Genomic DNA, 21,804 nt, shown 5'->3' on the forward strand with positions numbered 1-21,804 from the left:
GAGGAAGTACGATGCCTGTAGTCGAGCAGTCAGTTGTAATTTCACGTCCCAGGGCAGAAGTCTGGGACTACCTCACCAACGCCGATAACTGGCCTAACTGGGAAAACTCGATGGTGGAGTGCCGTCAGACAACCGATGGCCCGCTCGGCGTCGGAACCCAGTGGCGCGGGGTCACCCGAATCCTCGGCAAGCGTATCGATTGGACATCAGAGTTCACGGAAGTTGATGCGCCCAAAGTAAGTACAGCCAAGTCGGCGGGCGGTCCGATCAACTTCACCTTGAGTACGAAGTGCGAAGAAGTCGAGCAGGGAACTCTCGTTGTCTACCGTCTCGATACGGAGAGCGGACTCGGCGGAGTGTTCGGACGGATGGCAGACCCGCTTGTTGCCAAGGTCTACGGACGATCGGTACAGGCAAGTTTGGAAAATCTAGCCGACCTTCTCGATCATCAAGCATCACAATAGAATTAGAGTGATGCGGCCGCTCGGTGCGGATCTCGGATGTCGATGCCGGCCTCCGCCCAGGCGTCGCGTAGCGCGTCCGCACCGCGCAACCGAACCCAGGCAGCTTCGGTTCCCGTAATCGGGACAACCGCAAGGAACCGAACCGGATCCATCGGCTCCGGCAGCTCCAATGCCTCGATCCCACTGTCCCCCAGCAGAACTGCTGTAAAGGCCGTGTCTTTCCACAACGGCTCGCCGAGGTCGAGCAGTGCATCTTCGAGAAGTACCACTCCCTCGACTGACGGTGCAGCGGCCAGGACCGCGAGTGTCCGGGCGACGCCCGACGCGATTCCGGTGCCGCCGCGCAAGGTCAACACCAACTCGGCGCGCGGTCCACGGGTGGGATCGGCAACCAAGTCGCCCGGATCCCCCATTGGATGCCGCGAGCATCCGATGCTCGCATAGCGAACCAGTCCGTCGGGTGATTCGAATCGCAGCACGTCCAGAGGCTCGACGCCCAGGAATGTCACCGATGCAGCAGCCGGTTCAGGCCCCTCGATGCTGGAAACGAGATGAGCGCGGACGGCGGAGACAACACTGGCTGACACGCGTCCATCTAATCATCCTGGCGTCTTTGTCCACAGTCCAGAGTCCTCGGGCCGCTACCCAGGCAGATACCTGAGCAAACCGGTAGCGTCAGTCCGCATGGTCAACGTACTCGCAGTCAGCGACGAGACTGTCGAGTTCTTGTGGAGCAGCCGAGTACGCGATCTGGGTGTCGACCTCGTACTGGGTGCCGGTGATCTGCCGTTTTCCTATCTGGAATATCTCTCCGACCAATTGAATGCTCCGTGCGTTTTTGTTCCCGGAAATCACGATGTCGACCTGTCCGGATATTCGGAATCCGCGTCAGGATGGACTCGTGCCGGAATGCCGGCCCAGTGGCCGGGGCCAACCGGGGCAGTCAATGCTGATGGACGCATCGTCACGGTCGCCGGTCTGCGAATTGCCGGGCTGGGCGGATCGATCCGATACAACTCCGGCTCGAATCAGTTCTCCGAGCGTCAGCAGCGTCGACGTGCACGCTCCCTGGTCTGGGGCAACGCCTGGCAGTCGCAGTTGCCGGGGCGCACTCGAGCTGTCGACGTCCTACTGACGCACAGCCCTGCGCGCGGAGTCGGCGATGCCGAGGACCAGCCGCATCGGGGCTTCGAGTGTTTCCATTCACTCGTCGACTCACTCGACCCCGCCGTCATGATCCACGGACATATCCACCCCCATGGTCGGACGCCACCTGATCTGGAGATCGGCAGCACTCTTGTTCTCAACACCGTCGGCTACACGCTGATGGACATCTCACCAGGTATCCCTCCGACGATCATGAGGCGCCGACATGGCTCGTGACACAGGTTTTCCCACTGCGGATGCCGAGAACGACTTCGCGCGGCAACGTCGACGCGCCGATGTCGCACGCCTGGTCAGTTGGCTACGACGCGAACCTGACGACGTCAATGCGATCCTGCCGTTCGACGAAGTTGTCGCAGCCCTGGGCAAGGTGGGCGAGCGACCTTTGGGCCTGCAGGTTGTCACGGTGGAGTCGATTGTCGGAAGTGTTGATCGGACAAACGATTTCGACAAATACTTCCGGCCCACGTCGACGCACAGCCGTGAACGCTGGGAACGATTGGCGGTCGCTCAACGTCGGGGAGAATCTGTTCCGCCGGTCCAGTTGTACCGCATCGGATCGATGCACTTCGTCATCGACGGCCACCACCGAGTCTCGATCGCCTGTGCCATGCACCAGAAGACCATTGACGCGTATGTCACCGAAATCCTCACTCGTATCTCGCCGGAGGGCATCACCCAGCGCGCGGACCTCCTGATCAAGGATCATCGCCGCTTGTTCCTGACCAGAGTTCCGTTGACCGGATCCCAACGCGAAGCGGTGACGGTCACCGATCCGTGGGAGTACGCCGAACTCAGCGAGTGTGTGGAGGCGTGGGGATTTCGGCTGATGCAGGAGAAAGGCGAGTTCCTCGGCCGAGACAGTGTGGCACGACGGTGGTTCGGAGAAGAATTTCTGCCCGTCGTCCGCATGTTGAGAAACGCGGACATGCTGCCTGAGCACACTGATGCCGAGGCCTATCTGTGGATCGCACGTGAGCGATACCGCCTGGTGCGGCGTCACATGTGGAACGACGAGATTGTGGCCGAACTACGTGATCGTGCACCCCGAAAGTACAAGCCCACTACGTGAGCCGGTCGAGGGAGACGTCCCGAGCCGAAATTGCGGGGTGCAGGAACTTCAGCAACGAACGACCTTCTCTCTCGATCGCCGCGATCACAGTTTTCGATTGCTGCGCAAAGAGAGTCACTGCCAACCATGCCGATTCGCCAGTCGTCGACACTGTTGCGAATCCAGCGACTTGTCCTCGCACGAGAACAGCGGGTTTGATGATTCCGTTGACGGTAAATACTTGTGATCGATACTGCTTGTCCAGGATTCGAGAGCGATCGGCGTGCGATAGCAGGATGTTGTCGAACGGAGCCAGGATACGGACCGGGGGCGTTCCCGAGTCCGGACGCGGCGCATCCGGCAAGTCGAACAGTTCTGTTCCGTTCTCGTTCTTGAAAGTGATCAGGCTCGAGCGTAGTCGCTCGAAAACCTCGCCGAGTCTGGTCAAGCCCGACCAAGCCTGCGCATCCTTCACACTGGCCGGACCGAAAGCCGCCAGATAGCGCAGTACCAAAGCGTCAGGGCGCGGCGTCAGATCGACTTCAGTTCCCAGCCAGTCCTCCAGCGTGGTCAACGCGGGCGCGCCGGATCGACCCCACAGACCACGCGGCGGGACCTGCACCATCGGCAACAATCCACGAACCGCATGCGCCAACCCTTCGGGCGCACGATCCGGAAAGCAGTCGGCCAGAAGAGGCCTCATCTGCATCTGAGTGAGCGGACCCTCCGAAACCAGTTCACGTCCGGCCTGCGCCAACGCCTCGAAATCCATTCCGGTCAGTGCCGCGCGGTGTGCCGTGTTGGTGTGGAGGTCTCGTTCCATGATCGACTGAACCGTTCCACGGAAGGTCGCGGCATCAGCAACCGAGAGGGCAAAGACCGTTCCCCGCATGGCAACCAGACGTACAACATGGCGGTTTTCAATGAGAGTTGACAGATCTTCTGCCGCAAAGTTTTTCAGCCGAGCCCACAGCGCCAGATAGGGAGGTACCGGCGCCTGCGCCTGCAGTCCGGCGAGGTGCGAGACCGCTTCGAGTGCAGTGACATCTGCTCGTTCCATCAGGTACTGGCGAGCAAGAGTTGCCCGCGCGAGCGCCCGGTCGTTCATCGCTACCACAGTGCACCTTTCAACGGTTGTCAACAATTTCGAACGGTAACTCCACGCGCGCAACAGTTCCCGTTGCCTCCCCCGGTCCGATCGAGAATGAACCACCTGCCGCGACAACCCGCAGTTGATGTGACAGAAGACCGATATGGCCACGTCCCTGACTGGCCGCAATCTTGTCGCTGCTGATGCCGCGACCGTCGTCTGTCACCGTCAGAACAGCTACCCGATCCGACGCCGAAAGCTCGATGCGAACATTCGCTGCCGCAGCATGTTTGACGACGTTATTCAGCAACTCCCTTGCCGCACCGAACAAGATATCGTCCGCCGAGGTACGCAAGTCGTCCCTCCACCGGGACGCCTCGACCGCTACCACCAACCCTCCGCGGCCTTCCACGGATCGCGCCGCGTCTCCGATCGCCCGTGCCAGACCCACGTGACCCAGAACCGTCGGATGTAGCTCTGTAACCGAGGATCTCAGCAAGGTGGTTGCCTCGCTCAATGCTTGAAGTGCACGTTGCCGGACAACAGGATCTACACTTGTTCCCAGCTCGTCGATGTCCATCCGGGCGACAAGAACGTACTGCAGTGCGCCGTCATGCAGCTGTTCCGACAGCGCTTTACGTTCACGTTGCTCGAGGCTCATCAGTTCCGCGAGAAGGCTTGTGCGGTGCCCCACCAACTCGGCGATGGTCAAAACCCGAGATCGTTGGATTCGTGTCAACCCGACGGCACCGACGCCGAGTGCCGCCAGAGCTGTGGTGCTGAGCAATATCGACGCCCACGGTTCCTCATTGGAGGCCATCGTCGCCCAACTCGCGGCAAAGAAGACTGCGATTGTGGCGACGACGATCGCTGCGCAGATGTCGGTCCGCAATTGAGTACAGGCCAGAACGGGAATCACGAACAGCCCGTTGCAGAGGATGTCCGCGGTCCAGCTTTCCTGCGCGGTAAGTCCCGTCAACAAGGTCAGGGTCGCGAGCACTGCCAGGTCGACGAGAAGACCGAGCCAGAGCGCGTTCACCGGGCCTGCACCCGTGTGCCGGTTGAGCGAAGCGAATGGAGATGTGTGCCCAATCCACAGAGCAAGGCCCACACACCAGCTCAGGTACAACCCGAGGATGAGAAAGCACCACCCGGAACCGTGAGCCGGCGGAACAACGATCAGCGTCGACGCTATGAACACCACCAGCACACCGCGTACCCCGAGTTGGAGGTAGGCGCCTCGGTACGCGTGCTCACGCAGTATCTGTTCGAGTTCCGGCCCAGCATGCAGATCGTCTGTCGACGGCCCGGATCCGAACATGTGTCCTCCTGTGCCGATCATCCTAGTTCCCTGGGAATCAGCTTCGCACAGACAATATTTCCCCGGTGCCGGAATACCATCAACTACCCGGCACTGAAGGACCAGGTTTGCTGCTCACTGATCTAACTGGCTGCTAGAGAAGTGGCTGCTATAGGCACGGTTGATTGAGCGGCCCAATACTTTTCATGCCCGAGTGCCGCGATGTTGCGGGCAGCATTATGGTCCGCGTGCGCGGTCCACCCACATTCTCGGCACTCGAACCTAGCTTGACTGCGGCGATTCTTGACGTCGCAGAACCCGCATTGCGAGCAGGTGCGGGACGTGTTGCGCGGGTTGATCACCGCCACCGGCACCCCCGCCGCCTCCGCCTTGTACTCGACGAAGTTGCGCAACTGGGCGTACGCCCACGAATGCACCTGCGCTCGTTGTTTCTTGGCCAGCCGTACCCGATCGCGGATCCCCGATAGATCTTCTATCGCGATAGCCCGGTCGGTGTGTTGCGCCTGAGCAACAATTGTTTTCGACAGTTGATGGTTGATGTCGGTGGCGAACCGTCGTTCCTTCCGTCGCCGTGTCTTCAACTTCCGCTTCGCGGACTTCGTTCCGACCTTCTGCAGGGCCGTCCGCATCACCAGGTTCTTCTTACGGCGCGCTGTGACGGCACCGTCAGACCACCGGACATCAAGTCGTTTCGGATCGTCGTCGGTGGTGACCGCCAGGTTCACGATCCCCAGATCCACCCCCAACCAACCGTCCACCGGATCTTTCACCGGTACGACCGGTGCCGGTGCCGGTTGATCGACGGTGGCGTGCAGATAGAACTGGCCGTCGCGGAATACGAGATCGGACTCACCCTGACGGTCCGCGAGAAGTTTGTGTTGCCACGGCGCGCACACGAACCGCACACCCCTCATTCGGCCCGATACCGTCCAGATGGAGACGGTCGAGGAGTCGAGTTGCCACGACAGGCACCGGTCGTCGAACGGTTGCGCCGCCAGCGGACGGAAACGCACTGCGGTATCCGCCACGCCCGCATACCGTTTCGTTCCGGGTCGGCCGTAGTTTCCGGCTTTGAGATTCGCTTTCCGAGTGGTGTACGCGTCGGAAACTTTCTTGATCACACGAACCGCTGGCTGCGCCGACAACCCGAACAACTTGACCTGCGTGTACACCGTTTTCTGCAACGCGAACGCACGCCGATCGGAGGTTTGTTGGGCAACATCGGACACGAAGTCAGCGGCGGCGTTGCAGGTGAGCAGTGTCTGCTTCAACGCGGCAGTTTGCTCGTCGGTGACGGAGAGTTTGATCATGACGATCCGCTTCATTTTCGCCACCTCCGCCCCAAAGAGTGTTCGACCTGACTCCTCAACCTGCTGCGGAAATATCATTGCATTGGGGTCCGACAACTAGCCGAATCCATCACAAGCGCAGCGGGGTCCACGTCCCACTGACCGTGAGCATCACCTCGGAAAGGCCGCACACGCACCCCCGGTTTACTGCGCGATCCGGAGCGGCTTCCTCCCCGCCCTGAAGGGCCGGGTTTCGGCCGATATTTCGGATGAACACCACCACACAAGTTTCGAACCGGACAGGCAAGCGCAGCTTGGCTACTCGCTTTGCCCTCGCCGGGGTTTTAGCGGCCGCCCCGATCGCTCTGATCACGGGAACGGCACAAGCATCACCGACCACCCTCCATCACGATGATCTCGGTGATCTGACGCCACTGCCCGAGCCGGTGTACACCGCGCCCGGCCCGGAGCAGGTTCCCTCTACAGTGGGAACGACGTTTTCCTTCACAGTGCTGTAGAACGCGGCCCTCAGATGAGCAGATTGGCCCCTGTTGTGCCGTCGAAGACGGCGATCTTGGCCGGATCGAACCACAGATCGATCGACTTACCTTGTTTCACTGCAGATTCCGAGGAAAGCCGAGCGACTAACTGTCCCCCGCCCGCCACGGCAGTACCTGAATCTGCTGCGAGTTCCTCGAGTTCACGTGAATTGACTGCCGGTCCACCGGCGAGGAAGTACGCGTACTTGTCCGATCCCATGGATTCCAGAACGTCGACGTCGACGTTGAAGGTTCCGCCGGCCGCTTTCTGCAACGGATCGACCAGTGCAACATCCTCGAAATGTTCGGGCCTGATGCCCACAACCACGTCCTTGCCGGAACCACTGGACTGAATTTTCGACTGCGCCGATGCCGGCAACCGAACGGCACCGATCGGAGTGCTTACCCCGTCCGAGGTCAGTTGGCCCGGAAAGAAGTTCATCGACGGGGAGCCGATGAAACCTGCTACGAACAGATTGTTCGGACGGTCGTACAGTTCCTGGGGGGCACCGATCTGTTGGACAATTCCGCCGCGCAGCACCACCACGCGGTCACCCAGCGTCATGGCCTCGGTTTGGTCGTGGGTCACGTAGATGGTTGTAGTACCCAACCGCTGTTGCAACCGGGCTATCTCGGTACGCATCTGTACACGAAGCTTTGCATCGAGGTTCGACAACGGCTCATCCATCAGGAATGCCTTGGGGCTTCGCACAATTGCACGCCCCATGGCGACGCGTTGTCGCTGACCACCGGACAGGTTGGCAGGTTTCCGGTCGAGATGTTGAGTAAGATCGAGAACCTTTGCCGCGTCGTCGACCTTCGCGTTGATCTCGGCTTTGGACAACTTGGCCAAGGTCAACGGAAACGCAATGTTCTGCCGCACGGTCATATGTGGGTACAGCGCGTACGACTGGAATACCATCGCGATGTCGCGGTCTTTGGGGGCGCGCTCGTTGACGCGTTCACCGGCGATACGTAGTTCTCCGGTGGAAATATCCTCCAATCCGGCAATCATGTTGAGCGTCGTGGACTTTCCACAACCAGACGGTCCGACAAGGATGATGAATTCGCCGTCCGCAATGGTGATGTCGACGTCGCTCACCGCCTTGGCGCCGTCGGGGTACAGCTTGGTCACCTTGTCCAGCACGATCTCGGCCACAGGCTTATCCCTTCACTGCGCCGGAGGTAAGCCCGGCCACGATACGTCGTTGGAAGAACAGAACAAAGATGATGATCGGAATGGTGATGACCATGGCGGCTGCGGCGATGGAACCGGTGGGTTCCTCGAATTGTGAAGCGCCGGTGAAGTTCGCAATCGCAGCCGGTGCGGTAATCGATCGTTCGGTGGATGTCAGCGAGATCGCGAACAAGAGATCGTTCCAGCAGAAGATGAAGACGAGGATGCCTGCCGTGACGATACCCGGAGCCGCCAACGGGGCGACAACTTTACGAAACGCTTGACCCGGCGTGGCGCCGTCCATCTGCGCAGCCTTTTCCAGTTCCCACGGAATTTCCTTGAAGAACGCCGAGAGAGTGTAGATAGCCAAGGGCAACGCAAAGGTGATGTACGGCAGAATAAGTCCCGCCCAGGTATCGAACAGACCGAGGCGTCGTTCGATGTCGAACAACGGGCTGACCAGGGAAATCTGCGGGAACATCGCGATCATCAGCGCGACACCCACCAAAATCTTCTTGCCCGGAAAGTCCAGACGCGCAATGGCATACGCCGCCATTGTCCCGATCACGACGGCAATGAACGTCGAGATCAATCCGATACCGATCGAGTTGATCAGCGCGCTGGTGAAGGCACTCGTGTCAAAAATTCCTCGATAGTTGTCCAACGTCCATTTCTCGGGAATGAACTTGCCGTCCTTGATGGTTCCGGCCGGTTTGAACGACAGGCTGGCGATCCACAGCACCGGCACCAGCGCGTACAGCAGCACAAGCAGATTGACTACGGACCAACTGAGCTTGAGTCTGGGTGTAGCGGTCATGTCAGCGTCCTTCCGGATCGGATCCCGGAGCCGAGGCACCGAAGAGTTTGATGAAAATGAACGCGATCAGAGCCACACACACGAAGATCAGGACGCTGATCGCTGATCCGATTCCGAGGTTGAAGGCCTTGAACAGGTTGTCGTATCCCAAGATCGACAGAGAACCTGTGTCATTGGCGCCTTTGGTGAGGACGTAGATATTGTCGAAGATGCGGAATGCGTCGAGCGTCCGGAAGAGCAACGCCACGAGGATTGCCGGTTTCATGAGCGGCAATATGATTCGTGTCAATCGCGTCCAGGGTCCGGCGCCGTCTACCTGAGCGGCCTTCAACAGATCGTCGGGAACCAATGCAAGGCCCGCGAGGAGTAGCAGCGCCATGAACGGCGTCGTCTTCCAGACTTCCGCGAGAATGATGATTGCCAGCGAAGGAATCTGGTCGGTGAGCGGCGCACTGCCGTCAGGAAGCAGATTGGCCAGGTATCCGGTGCCCGGGGTCCAGGCGTAGTACCAGCTGTACGCGGCAGCGACGGTGACGATCCCGTAGGGAATGAGCACCACCGTGCGAACCAGTCCCTTTCCGACGATGGTCCGATGCATGACCAGCGCAATCGTAAGTCCGAGAACGAATTCGATGATCACGGAGATGATCGTGATCGCGGAAGTGACCGTAAATGCCTGCCACCAGTAGCCGTCCGACAATACCGAGACGTAGTTGTCGAACCCGACGAACTTACGCTCGTCCGGGAACCGGAGATCGTATCGTTGCAAACTCAGCCACACGGCGTAGACGACCGGATAGGCCGTGACTGCGATCATGAGCAGTGCAGCCGGCGCAACCAACCACAGGCCCAGCCGACGCTCGGCAGCTTTGCCGTCCGAGATCTTCGGCTTTGCCGAGCGTGCGGGAGGTTGGGCACGATCCTCGACAGCGGTTCCGCCACCTTTGTTGTCGGGTTCGGTTGTCACGGGATCAGCCCCTCGGAGTTGACTGCCTTACGAACCTGCTCGGCCAACGTGTTCACAGTGGACTGAGGATCGATATTACCGACAGGGTTGAGCGTGGCAGTGATGAGCGTCGAAATGCTTTGATAGGCAGGCGAAACCGGACGCACAGCGGCAGTGTCGAGACTGTCCCGCACCTCTCGCCATGCCGGATAGGCCGCTTGGAACGCCGGATCGTCGTACAAACTCTCGAGCGTCGGCGGAACACCGCCGGCAACAGCGTTGTTGCGCTGATTCTCCTGGTTACGTAGACACGTCAGTGCTTCGAACGCCAGATCCGGATGCTTGCTGGTCTTTGCAACCGCGACATTGAAACCGCCGATCGTTACCTTTGCCGGTTGTCCCTCGATCACCGACGGATACGGCGCCGACAGGAAGTTCTGTTCACCGTTGACCGTGAGCACGGTATTTCCGGTATTCGTACTGGTTGTGTTGCCTTTGTCGTCGATGTACGGCAGGTCGCCCTTCGACGCATTCTCGATGATGCCCGGAAGCACAAACGGCCAGTTGACCTGGAACGCAGACTTTCCGCTTTCCATGCCCAGCCGTGACGACGCTTCGTCGCCCTGGGAGACCGACGGATCGGCGCCCTTGGCTGTTGCGACGCGTTTCATCACAGTCAGAGCTTTCTCCGCGGCGTCGCCGTCTGCGACGGTCACCGTAGTCCCGTCCGGTCCGACAACTGATCCGCCCGCACTCGCCAGCAAGGTGTTGAACCACACCATGAGGCCCTCGTACTGCTTACCCTGAACACCGATCCAACTCGGACGCCCTTGTGCGGCCAGACCTTCGGCAATATCGACCATCTGATCCCAGGTCTGCGGAGGCTTGCCTTCGGGCATCAAATCTTTTCGGTACCAAAGCAATTGAGTATTGGTATTGAGCGGGGCGGCATAAAGCTGGTCCTGCCATTTGGCCGATTCCAGCGGCCCCGCCAATGTTCCGGCACTTACCTCCGCTGCGATATCGGCGGGCAACGGCAATGCCCATCCGGCCTCCGCAAATTCGGCGGTCCACACGACGTCGAGCGTCATCAGGTCGAGAGACGAATCATTGCCGGTCAGTCTGCGCGCCAATTGGAGTCGCTGATCATCAGCACCCTTGGGTAGCGTTTTCTGCTCAACCGTGTACTTGCCGGCGGAGGCAGCCGAGCAATTGGCTGCGGCCTCCGCATACTGCTCCGCCCCGTCTGCGGCGGTATAGAAACTCAGCACCACCCCACTGCTGTCGTCCGAGCCACACGCACTGAGCAACGGTGTTATCAATAACGTTGCAGCACTGAGCAATCCCACCCGTAGTCGTCGATTTTGCGTGTTTCTCGTTCGCACGCACTTTTTCTGCACAGCCGCCCTCCTCGGGCGGTGAGACGGCGCAGTCGAATCGGCTTGCCGTCGCACCGCACATCGGCACTTTCGCCGGACAAGTACCTATTGTCTTGTCCGGCAAACGGTCACAGGAAAGTGTGATCCACCTCACCCGTAGGGATAAGGTAGCCGAGTTCGAGGAAGTTGGCAGACTGAGGACAAGTCCCTAAATTGCGAGTTTCGCGAGCAGGTCGCGAGCAGCCTCCGCAGTTTTGGGTTCACACAGCACGTCGTAGCGACCGGCAACCAACTGCATGGTCGACGCAAAATCGCGCTGACCACGCGTCGCTGCGTACGGGATAGTCGTGGTGATTACGCCGAAGATGATGCCGCCGATGATGCCCGTGATCAACGGAGCCAGGAATCCGCCGGTGACGATGCCGAGCACCAATCCGAAGAAGACACCCAGCCACGCTCCGGACACCAACCCACCACCGATCACCTTGGGCCAGGTGAGGCGTCCCAGAACGCGCTCGACCTGCATGAGGTTCACACCGACAATGGTGACGTCCTGAACCGAGAATTCCTGATCCGACAGGTAGTCGACGGCACGCTGCGCTTCTGCGTATGTCGGGTACGAGCCGATCGGCCAACCCGAAGGCGGCGTCGGCAACCCGCCGCGGCGCGACCCATTCGGCGATTGTGCGAGCGGATTGGACATGGCGACAGTGCTCCTCGTTTCGGGCGCGTAATCCACGGCTGAACAACGCGATACCTATGGTCTCTATTGTGCCCTTTGCCGACTCGAATTGGTCGGCACGTCGACAGTCAGGCGTGTTCGGGCTGAGTGAATTCGGAGGTACGTGCCATGCCGGCAGCGCGCCCCTTGGCCGAAATCACCAGTGCCATCTTGCGACTCGCCTCGTCGATCATCTCGTCGCCGAGCATCACCGCGCCTCGTCCACCGCCGGCCGCGGAGGTGTGAAATGCGTAGGCGTCCAAGATCAATTCTGCTCTGTCGTAATCGGATTGACGTGGACTGAATACCTCGTTCGCTGCCTCGATCTGCGTCGGGTGGAGTACCCATTTGCCGTCGAATCCCAGTGCCGCAGTGCGGGCGGCACTGCGGGTGAACGCCTCGACGTCACGAATCTGGAGATACGGACCGTCGATTGCCTGGACGCCGTGGGCTCGTGCAGCCATCAGAATCGTCATCAGAATGTGGTGATAGGCGTCACCGCGGTCGTAGCCGTCGGGCTGCTCGCCGACCACCAATGTGCGCATGTTCAGGCTCGCCATGAAATCGGCCGGCCCGAAGACCAGGGCCTCGACGCGCGGACTCGCCGTGGCGATCGCATCGATGTTGGTGAGGCCGATGGCATTCTCGATCTGCGGTTCGATGCCGATCCGCCCCACTTCGAGACCGTTCGCCTTTTCCACCTGGGTCAGCAACAGGTCCAGGGCCTGCACGTGGCTTGCATCGGGAACCTTGGGCAGCAGTATCGCGTCGAGGTGCGCGCCGGCCCGCCCGACAACCTCCACAACGTCGGCATACGTCCATTCTGTGGTCCAGTCGTTGACGCGAACCACCTTGACCTGCTTGCCCCACCCGTCCTCAGCCAGCGCGTCGCCCACGGCCTCACGCGCGGCCTGCTTCGCCAAGGGCGCGACGGCGTCCTCCAGATCGAGGAAGATCTCGTCGGCCGGCAGTCCTTTCGCCTTGTCGATCATCTTGCGACTGCTGCCCGGCACAGCCAGGACTGATCGGCGGGAACGATTGCGTGAAGTCATCTCGGAGCGCCCTTCGGGATCGGTGTCTCGCGCTTTCTGCGACGTGTAATACGGCTCTGTTGCAGATTTCGACGTTCGACGAATTAGCCTTGCAATCATGGCAGCAGCAGGCAAGGTATTTGCAGCCAGGCTGGCCGGCCTGGTTGTCCTCGGTCCGGACGGTGAGTCGATCGGGCGAGTGCGTGATGTCGTGATCACTGTTCGCATCGGGCGCCAGCAACCTCGCGTACTCGGTCTGGTGATCGAAATGTTCACGCGCAAACGTATTTTCGTACCGATGCTGCGGGTTACCGCCATCGAGCCGAGCGCGGTCACGTTAACGACCGGCAACGTCAGTATTCGTCGCTTCACCCAGCGGCCCGGCGAAGTACTGGCGCTCGCCCAGGTGCTCGATTCACATGTGCGCGTTGACGACCCAGAGTTGGTCGAGCTTCACGGCGTCGACACAGTGGTGGTCGATCTGGGTATCGAATCGAGACGGACCCGAGACTGGGTGGTCTCGAAAGTGGCGGTCCGTGGCCATCGAGGACGTCTGGGCCGCCGGGCCGCAATCCACGTCGTCGAGTGGCAATACGTTGCGGGATTGACACAGAGTGACCTTTCGTTGCCCGGCCAGGGAGTCGCGCACCTTCTTCTCCAATACGAGGGCATGCGTCCCGCCGACGTCGCCAATGCCATGCGCGAACTCCCGGAGAAGCGTCGACGCGAACTTGCAGCGGCACTCGACGACGAACGCCTCGCCGACGTCGTCCAGGAATTGCCGGCCGACGATCAGACCGATCTCCTCATGCACCTCGAAGTGGAACGGGCAGCGGATGTCCTCGAGGCGATGGATCCGGACGATGCTGCCGACCTCCTCGGTGAGCTCCCCGAAACCGAAGCCGAATCCCTGCTTCAGTTGATGGATCCGCAGGATTCGGAGCCGGTACGCCGACTCCTCGAACACTCCCCGGACACGGCCGGTGGTCTGATGACGCCGGAACCCGTGGTGCTGACGGCGTCGACGACGGTTGCCGAGGCGCTCGCGCGGGCACGCAACTACGACGTCACACCGGCCCTCTCGAGCATGGTCTTTGTGGTGCGTCCGCCGACCGCAACACCCACCGGGCGTTATCTCGGGTGTGTTCACCTGCAGAAATTACTGAGAGAACCGCCGGCCAGCCTGGTCGGCGGACTTCTGGACAGCGATCTGCCCACACTCGGTGCGGACGATTCGTTGGCTGCGGTGACGCGATACTTCGCGACGTACAACCTTGTCTGCGGCCCGGTGGTGGACGACCAGAATCACCTGATCGGCGCGGTCACCGTCGACGACGTTCTCGACCATCTCCTCCCCGAAGACTGGCGCGAAGACGACTCGGATGACGAAGGACTCTTGCGATGAGCGACCGATTCTCGAGCACCTCAGCCCGGCAGCGTTTGGAAACCCCTCGCGGAAACCGTCGTTTTCACTTCGACTTCGACGTCGAAGCGGTGGGACGCGTCAGCGAACGCATTGCGCGTTTCCTCGGGACCGGCCGGTACCTGGCGATTCAGACCATCATCGTGATCGTCTGGATTCTGATCAACGTCTTCGCCGTCGCCCTGCGATGGGATCCGTATCCGTTCATTCTTCTCAATCTGGCGTTTTCGACGCAGGCCGCGTACGCGGCACCGTTGATCCTGCTGGCGCAGAACCGGCAGGAAAACCGCGACAAGGTCTCCCTGGAGGAGGACCGCTCGCGCGCCGAACAGACCAAGGCCGATACCGAGTTCCTCGCCCGGGAACTCGCTGCTCTGCGTATTGCACTCGGCGAGGTCGCGACTCGCGACTACTTGCGCCGGGAACTCGACGAGATCAAGTCGTTGCTCAGCTCCGATAACGAACCCACACCCAAGAAGAAGCATCGAGAGTCCGGTTCCCCGAAACGCGAGTCTCAATAACTAAGAATTTACTGAGTTTCGGTGCGCGCACCGTGACCGATATGTAACGTAAGTCACAGGCGTTTATATATTTATCGGTGGGTACTCCGGAACCGGGGAACCAGCAAAGGGGAATCGTGCGCGTACGAGGAATGATTGCAGTGTCCACGCTGGTAGGGGGACTGTTGGCGGTCACCGGGCCGGCAGCTCTCACTGCAAGTAGCGCGCCCGCAACAGGGTCACAGATACCTATCGCCCTGGCCGGCTCTGCATCGACGAAGCCTGCTCCGCCGCCGGACTTCCTACCGACACCCCGAACCGTCCGCACCCAACGATCAGCGCCACCCAGTTCGGCGATCACGGGCAGCCCCGGGCAAAACCCTGAAGCGGCCGCGATCGTGCTGACATCGCTCGGCATTCCCGAAATCGTTCTCAATGCGTATCGCTCCGCCGAACTCGTGATGATGACCGAGGCGCCCAAGTGCGGCGTCCCTTGGCACCTCCTCGCCGGTATCGGGCGAATCGAGTCCGGTCATGCCAACGGCGGACGGACCAACTCCGTCGGCACAACCCTGACGCCGATCCTCGGGCCGGTCCTGGACGGACGCCTCGCCGGCAACGAGGTCATCACCGACACCGACAAGGGCGCCGTCGACGGCGACCCGACCCACGATCGCGCAGTCGGTCCGATGCAGTTCATTCCAGCGACATGGAAGGGCTACGCCAGCGACGGCAACGGCGATGGTGTCGCCGATCCCAACAACGTCTTCGACGCTGCATTGTCGTCAGCGAAGTACCTCTGCAGCGGTGGACTCGATCTCCGCAACCTCGACCAGGAAACGAAAGCTGTTCTTCGATACAACAATTCCGCGGCGTACGCCGCGAACGTAATCATGTGGTCGACGGCCTACAAGAGTGGCGTCGTTCCGTCCGGACCCCTTCCCTACGTCGGCGGTAACGGCACCGGAAGTGCGAACACCGGCAGCGCCGGCGGAACTTCCGCGATTCTGGCCGCGGCGGCCGCAGTCGCACCGGATGCAAAGGACACAGACAAAGAGAAGGCAGCCGCAGCCGCCAGTACGACGCCGACGACGCCGCCTCTCCTACCGGGACTTCCGGACATGCCTGCCCTGTCGCCCGAGATTCAGGCACTCATCCCGTCCGGCCTCCTGCCCAGTCCGACCACCGTTCCGAACGCCACCGCCCGGGGTCCCGTCATCCCGCTCCCGGTCATGACGGCACGCGGCCTTGTCTGGCCGTTCTTGACTGCCGAAGGCTGGCGTTGGCCCGACGACATGTGCACGATTCTGGATCCCGCAGCCCTGGCAGCCTTGCCGGCCGGCATCGCGCTTCCGTGTGTGGTTCCCACCCCCGACGCTCCGGGGCTGGCTCAGGCGACCGACAGGACCGCGGAAACGACCACTCCGGAGGCCCCCGTCGCCACGACTCCGGCCGCCGCGCCCGCTCCCGAAGCCGCTCCGACTCCTCCGGCACCACCCGCGCCTCCGGCACCGCTGTTCCCCGGCCTGCCGTTCATGCCGGCCTACTAGGTAACAAAAAGTAACGAACCCGCACCATTGGGCACCGGACTGACCTCGAAGATCACGGTTAAGTAACGGAACTGCAACAAATCAGGTAGCCTCGATTCCGTCAGCGAACGGAAAACCCCGAATCCGGGGTTCAGGAGGCGTTAAACAGTGGGTCGGCATAACAAGAAGACAGATTCGCACATCCGTCGCAATTCGGTCATCGCGCTCACCGGACTCATTCCTATCGGATTGGTAACAGCAGCCAACTCTGCCGGCGCCGCATCCGAGATCCCCTTCTTCAACACCAGCGCCGCACAATCAGCCGACGCAGCCGCCGTGACCACGCAGGAACCGCAGGCCCAGATCCTCCCGATCGCGGACCTGGCCGAAACTCCCGTCGCAGCTCCGGAGCCTGCTCCGCTCGCACCGGTCCAGGAAACTCCTCCACTGCCGCCGTCCATGGCGGAGGGTGCTCTCGGCATCCCGAGCGTCAGCGTCGCGGCCTACCAGAATGCCGAGCGCATCCTCGCTGTCGAAAACCCCACCTGCAACATGCAGTGGACTCTGATGGCCGGTATCGGCCGCGTCGAATCCGGCCACGCTCACGACGGTAAGGACGCCGACGCGAACGGCAACCTCTTCGACCCCGTGATCGGACTGCCCCTCAACGGCAGCCTCCCCGGCCAGGCCGTGATCATGGACACCGACGGTGGCGCACTCGACGGCGACAGTGTCTACGACCGCGCTGTGGGCCCCATGCAGTTCATCCCGTCCACCTGGACGCAGTACGCCGGCGACGGCAACGGTGACGGCATCTCCGATCCGCAGAACCTGTTCGACTCCGCGCTGACCACCGGAAAATACCTGTGCGACGGTGGATTGAACATGCAGGACATCACTCAGGCCGCCAAAGCGATCCACCGCTACAACAACTCTGCGGCCTACGTCGCCAACGTCCTGGCCTGGACCGCGGGCTACTCCACCGGCATCGTTCCCGCCGCATCAGACCTGCCTCGCATTCACTGATCAGCCGCCCTCGCCTGCCCCCTGTCGAGGACCTGGACCTACCATGGAGCCATGTCTGTACTGACCGAGTCCGACGTACGCTCCGCGCTCGCGCGAGTTCTCGATCCGGAAATCCGCAAGCCCATCACCGAATTGGGGATGGTCAAAGGCATCACACTCGGTGATGCCAACAGTGTTCACGTCGATATCTACCTCACGACGGCCGGTTGCCCGCTGCGCACCGAGATCACCGAGCGCGTCACCAAGGCCGTCGCCGACGTCGCCGGTGTGGGCGCCATCAGCGTCGAACTCGACGTCATGAACGACACGCAGCGCACCGAACTCCGGAAGTCCCTACGCGGCGACTCCGCCGAACCGGTGATCCCCTTCGCTCAGCCAGGCTCACTCACTCGCGTGTACGCAGTCGCATCCGGTAAGGGCGGCGTCGGAAAGTCCAGTGTCACAGTCAATCTCGCTGCCGCACTCGCTGCGCGCGGCCTGTCCGTCGGAGTCTTGGACGCCGACATCTACGGACACTCCATCCCCCGCATGCTGGGCACGGACGCCAAGCCTACGCAGGTCGAGCGCATGATCATGCCGCCCGTCGCCCACGACATCAAGATGATCTCGATTGCTCAGTTCACGCAGGGCAACACCCCCGTCGTCTGGCGTGGGCCGATGCTGCACCGCGCGCTGCAGCAATTCCTGGCCGACGTCTTCTGGGGCGACCTCGACATCCTCCTGCTCGACCTGCCGCCGGGAACCGGCGACATCGCGATCTCTGTCGCCCAGCTCATTCCGAGCGCCGAGATCCTGGTTGTCACCACCCCCCAGCAGGCAGCCGCCGAGGTCGCCGAACGCGCCGGCGCCATCGCCCTGCAGACCCGTCAGCGCATTGCCGGCGTCGTCGAGAACATGTCCTGGCTCGAACTTCCCGACGGCACCCGCATGGACGTCTTCGGCGAGGGCGGCGGCCAGACGGTTTCCGATCGCCTCACCAAGGCCGTCGGCGCCAAGGTTCCGCTTCTCGGCCAGATCCCGTTGGACCCGGCGGTCCGTGAAGCCGGTGACGCCGGAACACCGATCGTGCTCAGCGCACCCGACAGTGCAGCGGCAATCGCCCTGAAGGACATCGCCGACAAGTTGGCTGTCCGTCAGCGCGGACTGGCCGGAATGTCGCTGGGCATCAACACCGTTCGAAACATGTAGTACGCACGTACCAAAAGTGCCGCCCACCGAAAGGTGGGCGGCACTTTTGTCTGTACAAGCCTGTGGTGTGTCTGGTCGGAGGCTAGGTCGCGTCGAGGTCGACTGGCGGACGCTCGCCGGCCGATAGTGGCTTGTCTTTGGAGAGCGACATCGTCGTGGGTTGCTGCACGCCGCTTTGCGGCTTGTCCCCTCCACCCGGCTTCTTGTCGAAGTTTCCGGTGAAGATGGAATCGTCGCCGTCGAGAAGGTGCTGGGTGATCACAGCGCGCGGTGTCATGCCGCGCAGCTTGTTCAGATCTGCCAGCGGTTTGCGCAGATCCTCGAAGTCAGTGCCCAACTCTTCCTTGAGTTGGTTGGAAGCGCCGGAGGCGTATTCACGCACCTGCCTCAATGACTTGGTTACCCAGGAGACCGCACCCGGAAGCCGCTCAGGTCCCAAGATGACCAGAGCCGCTACGAGGAGGATCATGAACTCGCCCCAACCGATGTTGCCAAACACAGGGTCAGCCTACTGTGTGCTCGCCCGGTTCGTGCGGGTCCGGATCAACTTCACAGCAAGGTTGGAGGTTCGATCAGTCGGAAACCGGTGTGACCGATATGTCGACCTGGCGTCCGTCGCGGATCAGCTGCACGTTGACGGGCTGTCCGATGGTCGTGGAATTGACCGCCACCACCAGTTCGTCGGCACTCGTCACCGGGCGATCCCCGACCTTGACGATCACATCGCCTTCGACAATTCCGGCCCGTTGCGCGGGACTGCCGTCACGAACGTTGGCCACGGCCGCACCACTGGTGGCGTCGTTGACCGCGGTGCGCGCGTTGACGCCGATATCGGGGTGATGCACCGAACCGTCACGAATGATGGCCTGCGCCACCGTAGTCACGGTATCGATGGGAATCGCGAAACCCAGCCCCACGGAACCGCCGGACTCGCTGAGCATCGCAGTGTTGATACCGATCACCCGGGCCTCGTCGTCGACCAGAGCGCCACCGGAATTACCGTGGTTGATGGCCGCGTCCGTCTGGACTGCATCGATGACCGCGTTGGTATCGGTGCCATCTCCGGACAAGCGGAGCGGACGGTTCAAGGCGCTGACGATTCCGGAAGTAACCGTCTTGCTCAGCCCGAGCGGTGAACCGACCGCGATGACCTCGTCGCCGACCTGAACGTCGCCGGACTTTCCGAGTTGTGCAACTGTCAGATTGTCTGCCGCCACCTTGAGCACTGCGAGGTCCGTTTTCACGTCACGGCCGACGATCTGGGCATCGGTCTTAGTTCCGTCCGAGAAGATGACCTGGATACGAGCGTTCTGGGCCGGTGGGACAGCTGACGAAATCACGTGGTTGTTGGTGACGATGTATCCGGCTCCGTCGATCACGACGCCTGAACCGGTACTGCCCTGATCGCCCACGGCAACTTGAATCGAGACAACGGACGGCAGCACAGCGTCCGCAACCTTAGCCACCTGCGACTGAGGTTGTTCGCCACTGCCCGATTGCACCAAGGTGACCCGCTGGCTGGTCAACGCGCCTCGATCAGCGGTGATCACCGTCGCCAGCAATCCACCCACCAATGCGATCACCAACGCGATTCCGGCAAGAGCTGCCAATGCCGACGGCGCGACCTTACGGCCGAACAGCACGTCTCTGACATCGAGTTTCGGGGCGGGCGGCAAGATCTCCGGCTGCGTCTGCGCTGCGGGTGACCCCAATGCCACCGACGACGCCGGATCACGCCACGGGTCGCTCGGTTGTTCGTCTTCGGGCTCGCTCGCCGCTTCGGCGTCGGGATCCCGACCGATGGATTCGGTCTCTCCGTCCGGTCGTCCGAAGGCCTCGGCAAGGACTGGGTCCGGTGATCCGACCACCACATCCGGTGCCGGCACACCCCGCACCGACGTCGGTGAGAATGATCCGTCGACTCCACTGGGCCGACCGAAAACTTGTCGGGACGCCGGATCGATCTGCGGCCGGTACACAGGCCGAGGCTCGAGAACGGGCGCATCTGCCGGACGATCCACCAAACCGTTTGCCGAAGAATCGGTATCCACCCCGGAATGTCCCCGCTGTCCGTCAGTCACGCGGTCCAGTATCGCTGATCGACGAATGAAAGCTGATGCAGCCGCCCCGAAGAGTTCATTTGCGCCAACGACGGGACAACCGTTTGCCCAGAGCACCGAACCCGGCATCGACTCCGGGTGCACTTTCGGCGGTGTGGGTGTTGCACGACGGAATCTGGCTCAACAATCCGACAAGCGAGAGTGGCATCGTCATCTCGCCACTGCGTCGGAGTGCACCGCGCGCCTGCTGCTGCGCATCGACAGCGCCGGCGCATTCGGGACAGATGGAAATGTGATGGGAGGCCCGGAGGTAGGCCTGCATCCGGAGTTCTCCGTCGACGTAGGCGGCAATTGCCTCACTTGCCAGGTGCTCGGTCGAGCCGAACTGGCGGGGTGCCCGCGTCTCCGTCATTCGTCCCTCCAGATGATCGACCAACTGTCCCTGCCGTCTCACTGCCCGGCCGTCAGACGCCGACGGATTCGGATTCGGCTGCGCGTTGCGCTGCCAGATGATCACGAATCGCCTGTCGTCCACGGTGGATACGGCTACGTACCGTTCCGAGCTTCACTCCCAGTGTGGCACCGATTTCCTCATACGACAGACCTTCGATGTCACAGAGCACAACTGCTGCCCGGAAATCCGGCGCCAAGGAGTCCAAAGCGGCCTGGAGATCCGCATCGAGACGAGCGTCGTGATAGATCTGCTCGGGGTTCGGGCCGGCCGACGGTACGCGGTCGTAGTCCTCCGGAAGTGCTTCCATCCGGATGCGATTGCGGCGGCGAACCATATCGAGGAACAGATTGGTCGTGATGCGGTGCAACCAACCCTCGAAGGTGCCAGGCTGGTAATCGGAGAGCGAGCGGAACACACGGATGAAGGTGTCCTGGGTCAGATCTTCGGCGTCCTGGGCGTCGCCGGACAACCGATACGCAAGCCGGTACACGCGGTCACCGTGCTGGCGGACGAGCTCGTCCCACGACGGCATCGCGGACTTCTCACCTGTCGCGTCGAAAACAGCAGTACCGATCAATTCGGAATCCACAGCCGATTCCGTCGTCATTACTTCCGACTCTCGAGGGCGAGGCTCG

At 61.5% G+C, this 21,804-nt stretch carries 23 protein-coding genes; 9 read left to right on the forward strand and 14 right to left on the reverse strand.

All coding sequences use genetic code 11. The annotated features are described in order from the left end of the window. The first annotated feature begins 11 nt into the window (after window positions 1-11). Window positions 12-464, forward strand: coding sequence for an SRPBCC family protein (locus BDB13_RS25390; protein ID WP_094274234.1), 453 nt, complete (start codon window positions 12-14; stop codon window positions 462-464). A gap of 2 nt (window positions 465-466) precedes the next feature. On the opposite strand, the gene BDB13_RS25395 is transcribed toward BDB13_RS25390, so the two are convergent. Next, on the reverse strand, window positions 467-1,051 hold the full coding sequence (locus BDB13_RS25395) for a suppressor of fused domain protein (protein ID WP_094274235.1): 585 nt from the start codon (window positions 1,049-1,051) through the stop codon (window positions 467-469). Window positions 1,052-1,148: 97 nt separating this feature from the next. Here BDB13_RS25395 and BDB13_RS25400 point away from each other — a divergent pair, with 97 nt between their 5' ends. Continuing rightward, complete coding sequence (locus BDB13_RS25400; RefSeq protein WP_094274236.1) at window positions 1,149-1,847, forward strand: metallophosphoesterase family protein; 699 nt, start codon at window positions 1,149-1,151, stop codon at window positions 1,845-1,847. Further along, on the forward strand, window positions 1,837-2,700 hold the full coding sequence (locus BDB13_RS25405; RefSeq protein WP_094274237.1) for a chromosome partitioning protein ParB: 864 nt from the start codon (window positions 1,837-1,839) through the stop codon (window positions 2,698-2,700). The genes BDB13_RS25400 and BDB13_RS25405 overlap by 11 nt, the downstream gene beginning before the upstream one ends. On the opposite strand, the gene BDB13_RS25410 is transcribed toward BDB13_RS25405, so the two are convergent. From BDB13_RS25410 to BDB13_RS25420, 3 genes are all read right to left on the reverse strand, one after another. Further along, window positions 2,693-3,787 (reverse strand): winged helix DNA-binding domain-containing protein, encoded by a 1,095-nt coding sequence (locus BDB13_RS25410; RefSeq protein ID WP_094275192.1) that lies wholly within the window; start codon window positions 3,785-3,787, stop codon window positions 2,693-2,695. The genes BDB13_RS25405 and BDB13_RS25410 overlap by 8 nt on opposite strands. Before the next feature lie 19 nt (window positions 3,788-3,806). Further along, complete coding sequence (locus BDB13_RS25415; protein ID WP_094275193.1) at window positions 3,807-5,090, reverse strand: sensor histidine kinase; 1,284 nt, start codon at window positions 5,088-5,090, stop codon at window positions 3,807-3,809. A 122-nt stretch (window positions 5,091-5,212) separates the two neighbouring features. Beyond that, window positions 5,213-6,415: an RNA-guided endonuclease InsQ/TnpB family protein gene (locus tag BDB13_RS25420; protein ID WP_094274238.1), complete on the reverse strand. Its 1,203-nt coding sequence runs from the start codon at window positions 6,413-6,415 to the stop codon at window positions 5,213-5,215. A gap of 233 nt (window positions 6,416-6,648) precedes the next feature. On the opposite strand from BDB13_RS25420, the gene BDB13_RS25425 reads away from it, so the two are divergent. Continuing rightward, complete coding sequence (locus BDB13_RS25425; RefSeq protein WP_094274239.1) at window positions 6,649-6,897, forward strand: hypothetical protein; 249 nt, start codon at window positions 6,649-6,651, stop codon at window positions 6,895-6,897. Window positions 6,898-6,907: 10 nt separating this feature from the next. Here the strand turns inward: BDB13_RS25425 and BDB13_RS25430 are convergent, their stop codons facing one another. The 6 genes from BDB13_RS25430 to BDB13_RS25455 all read right to left on the reverse strand — a co-directional run bounded on the left by BDB13_RS25430 (window position 6,908) and on the right by BDB13_RS25455 (window position 13,010). After that, window positions 6,908-8,077 (reverse strand): ABC transporter ATP-binding protein, encoded by a 1,170-nt coding sequence (locus BDB13_RS25430; protein ID WP_094274240.1) that lies wholly within the window; start codon window positions 8,075-8,077, stop codon window positions 6,908-6,910. Between the two features lie 4 nt (window positions 8,078-8,081). After that, the gene (locus BDB13_RS25435; protein WP_094274241.1) at window positions 8,082-8,912 is read right to left on the reverse strand and encodes a carbohydrate ABC transporter permease; all 831 of its coding nucleotides are present in this window, start codon (window positions 8,910-8,912) and stop codon (window positions 8,082-8,084) included. A gap of 1 nt (window position 8,913) precedes the next feature. Next, on the reverse strand, window positions 8,914-9,795 hold the full coding sequence (locus BDB13_RS25440) for a carbohydrate ABC transporter permease (protein ID WP_169632406.1): 882 nt from the start codon (window positions 9,793-9,795) through the stop codon (window positions 8,914-8,916). A gap of 80 nt (window positions 9,796-9,875) precedes the next feature. Next, window positions 9,876-11,258: an ABC transporter substrate-binding protein gene (locus BDB13_RS25445; protein WP_441347213.1), complete on the reverse strand. Its 1,383-nt coding sequence runs from the start codon at window positions 11,256-11,258 to the stop codon at window positions 9,876-9,878. A gap of 187 nt (window positions 11,259-11,445) precedes the next feature. Next, window positions 11,446-11,940: a general stress protein gene (locus tag BDB13_RS25450; protein WP_094274244.1), complete on the reverse strand. Its 495-nt coding sequence runs from the start codon at window positions 11,938-11,940 to the stop codon at window positions 11,446-11,448. Window positions 11,941-12,047: 107 nt separating this feature from the next. Beyond that, on the reverse strand, window positions 12,048-13,010 hold the full coding sequence (locus BDB13_RS25455; RefSeq protein ID WP_094274245.1) for an HpcH/HpaI aldolase/citrate lyase family protein: 963 nt from the start codon (window positions 13,008-13,010) through the stop codon (window positions 12,048-12,050). A gap of 97 nt (window positions 13,011-13,107) precedes the next feature. On the opposite strand from BDB13_RS25455, the gene BDB13_RS25460 reads away from it, so the two are divergent. From BDB13_RS25460 to BDB13_RS25480, 5 genes are all read left to right on the forward strand, one after another. Then, entirely contained in the window at window positions 13,108-14,394 is a 1,287-nt protein-coding gene (locus BDB13_RS25460; RefSeq protein ID WP_094274246.1) for a magnesium transporter MgtE N-terminal domain-containing protein, read from the forward strand. After that, window positions 14,391-14,933 carry a DUF1003 domain-containing protein gene (locus BDB13_RS25465; protein ID WP_094274247.1) on the forward strand — a complete coding sequence of 181 codons (543 nt, stop codon included), beginning with the start codon at window positions 14,391-14,393 and terminating at the stop codon, window positions 14,931-14,933. The genes BDB13_RS25460 and BDB13_RS25465 overlap by 4 nt, the downstream gene beginning before the upstream one ends. 131 nt (window positions 14,934-15,064) lie before the next feature. Then, a complete protein-coding gene (locus tag BDB13_RS25470) occupies window positions 15,065-16,462 on the forward strand; it encodes a lytic transglycosylase domain-containing protein (RefSeq protein WP_094274248.1) in 1,398 nt (465 codons plus the stop codon). Window positions 16,463-16,609: 147 nt separating this feature from the next. Continuing rightward, window positions 16,610-17,467, forward strand: coding sequence for a lytic transglycosylase domain-containing protein (locus BDB13_RS25475; protein WP_094274249.1), 858 nt, complete (start codon window positions 16,610-16,612; stop codon window positions 17,465-17,467). A gap of 51 nt (window positions 17,468-17,518) precedes the next feature. Beyond that, entirely contained in the window at window positions 17,519-18,655 is a 1,137-nt protein-coding gene (locus tag BDB13_RS25480; protein WP_094274250.1) for an Mrp/NBP35 family ATP-binding protein, read from the forward strand. A gap of 82 nt (window positions 18,656-18,737) precedes the next feature. On the opposite strand, the gene tatB is transcribed toward BDB13_RS25480, so the two are convergent. The 4 genes from tatB to sigE form a co-directional block, all read right to left on the reverse strand. Further along, the gene (tatB, locus tag BDB13_RS25485; RefSeq protein ID WP_094274251.1) at window positions 18,738-19,154 is read right to left on the reverse strand and encodes a Sec-independent protein translocase protein TatB; all 417 of its coding nucleotides are present in this window, start codon (window positions 19,152-19,154) and stop codon (window positions 18,738-18,740) included. Between the two features lie 73 nt (window positions 19,155-19,227). Next, the gene (locus tag BDB13_RS25490) at window positions 19,228-20,706 is read right to left on the reverse strand and encodes a S1C family serine protease (protein ID WP_094275194.1); all 1,479 of its coding nucleotides are present in this window, start codon (window positions 20,704-20,706) and stop codon (window positions 19,228-19,230) included. A gap of 85 nt (window positions 20,707-20,791) precedes the next feature. Beyond that, on the reverse strand, window positions 20,792-21,127 hold the full coding sequence (locus tag BDB13_RS25495; protein WP_094275195.1) for an RNA polymerase subunit sigma-70: 336 nt from the start codon (window positions 21,125-21,127) through the stop codon (window positions 20,792-20,794). A 52-nt stretch (window positions 21,128-21,179) separates the two neighbouring features. Further along, window positions 21,180-21,776 carry an RNA polymerase sigma factor SigE gene (gene sigE, locus BDB13_RS25500; RefSeq protein WP_094274252.1) on the reverse strand — a complete coding sequence of 199 codons (597 nt, stop codon included), beginning with the start codon at window positions 21,774-21,776 and terminating at the stop codon, window positions 21,180-21,182. Window positions 21,777-21,804 lie beyond the last annotated feature (28 nt).

It is taken from the genome of Rhodococcus sp. OK302, assembly GCF_002245895.1.
In the GTDB taxonomy this organism is placed as follows: domain Bacteria; phylum Actinomycetota; class Actinomycetes; order Mycobacteriales; family Mycobacteriaceae; genus Rhodococcus_F.

What these genes read in the sequence shown, in the direction of transcription:
- BDB13_RS25390 (WP_094274234.1), top strand. Translation starts at nt 12, where the DNA reads ATGCCTGTAGTCGAGCAGTCAGTTGTAATTTCACGTCCCAGGGCAGAA.
- BDB13_RS25400 (WP_094274236.1), top strand. Translation starts at nt 1,149, where the DNA reads ATGGTCAACGTACTCGCAGTCAGCGACGAGACTGTCGAGTTCTTGTGG.
- BDB13_RS25405 (WP_094274237.1), top strand. Translation starts at nt 1,837, where the DNA reads ATGGCTCGTGACACAGGTTTTCCCACTGCGGATGCCGAGAACGACTTC.
- BDB13_RS25410 (WP_094275192.1), bottom strand. Translation starts at nt 3,787, where the DNA reads ATGAACGACCGGGCGCTCGCGCGGGCAACTCTTGCTCGCCAGTACCTG.
- BDB13_RS25415 (WP_094275193.1), bottom strand. Translation starts at nt 5,090, where the DNA reads ATGTTCGGATCCGGGCCGTCGACAGACGATCTGCATGCTGGGCCGGAA.
- BDB13_RS25420 (WP_094274238.1), bottom strand. Translation starts at nt 6,415, where the DNA reads ATGAAGCGGATCGTCATGATCAAACTCTCCGTCACCGACGAGCAAACT.
- BDB13_RS25425 (WP_094274239.1), top strand. Translation starts at nt 6,649, where the DNA reads ATGAACACCACCACACAAGTTTCGAACCGGACAGGCAAGCGCAGCTTG.
- BDB13_RS25435 (WP_094274241.1), bottom strand. Translation starts at nt 8,912, where the DNA reads ATGACCGCTACACCCAGACTCAAGCTCAGTTGGTCCGTAGTCAATCTG.
- BDB13_RS25450 (WP_094274244.1), bottom strand. Translation starts at nt 11,940, where the DNA reads ATGTCCAATCCGCTCGCACAATCGCCGAATGGGTCGCGCCGCGGCGGG.
- BDB13_RS25455 (WP_094274245.1), bottom strand. Translation starts at nt 13,010, where the DNA reads ATGACTTCACGCAATCGTTCCCGCCGATCAGTCCTGGCTGTGCCGGGC.
- BDB13_RS25460 (WP_094274246.1), top strand. Translation starts at nt 13,108, where the DNA reads ATGGCAGCAGCAGGCAAGGTATTTGCAGCCAGGCTGGCCGGCCTGGTT.
- BDB13_RS25465 (WP_094274247.1), top strand. Translation starts at nt 14,391, where the DNA reads ATGAGCGACCGATTCTCGAGCACCTCAGCCCGGCAGCGTTTGGAAACC.
- BDB13_RS25470 (WP_094274248.1), top strand. Translation starts at nt 15,065, where the DNA reads ATGATTGCAGTGTCCACGCTGGTAGGGGGACTGTTGGCGGTCACCGGG.
- BDB13_RS25480 (WP_094274250.1), top strand. Translation starts at nt 17,519, where the DNA reads ATGTCTGTACTGACCGAGTCCGACGTACGCTCCGCGCTCGCGCGAGTT.
- BDB13_RS25495 (WP_094275195.1), bottom strand. Translation starts at nt 21,127, where the DNA reads ATGACGGAGACGCGGGCACCCCGCCAGTTCGGCTCGACCGAGCACCTG.
- sigE (WP_094274252.1), bottom strand. Translation starts at nt 21,776, where the DNA reads ATGACGACGGAATCGGCTGTGGATTCCGAATTGATCGGTACTGCTGTT.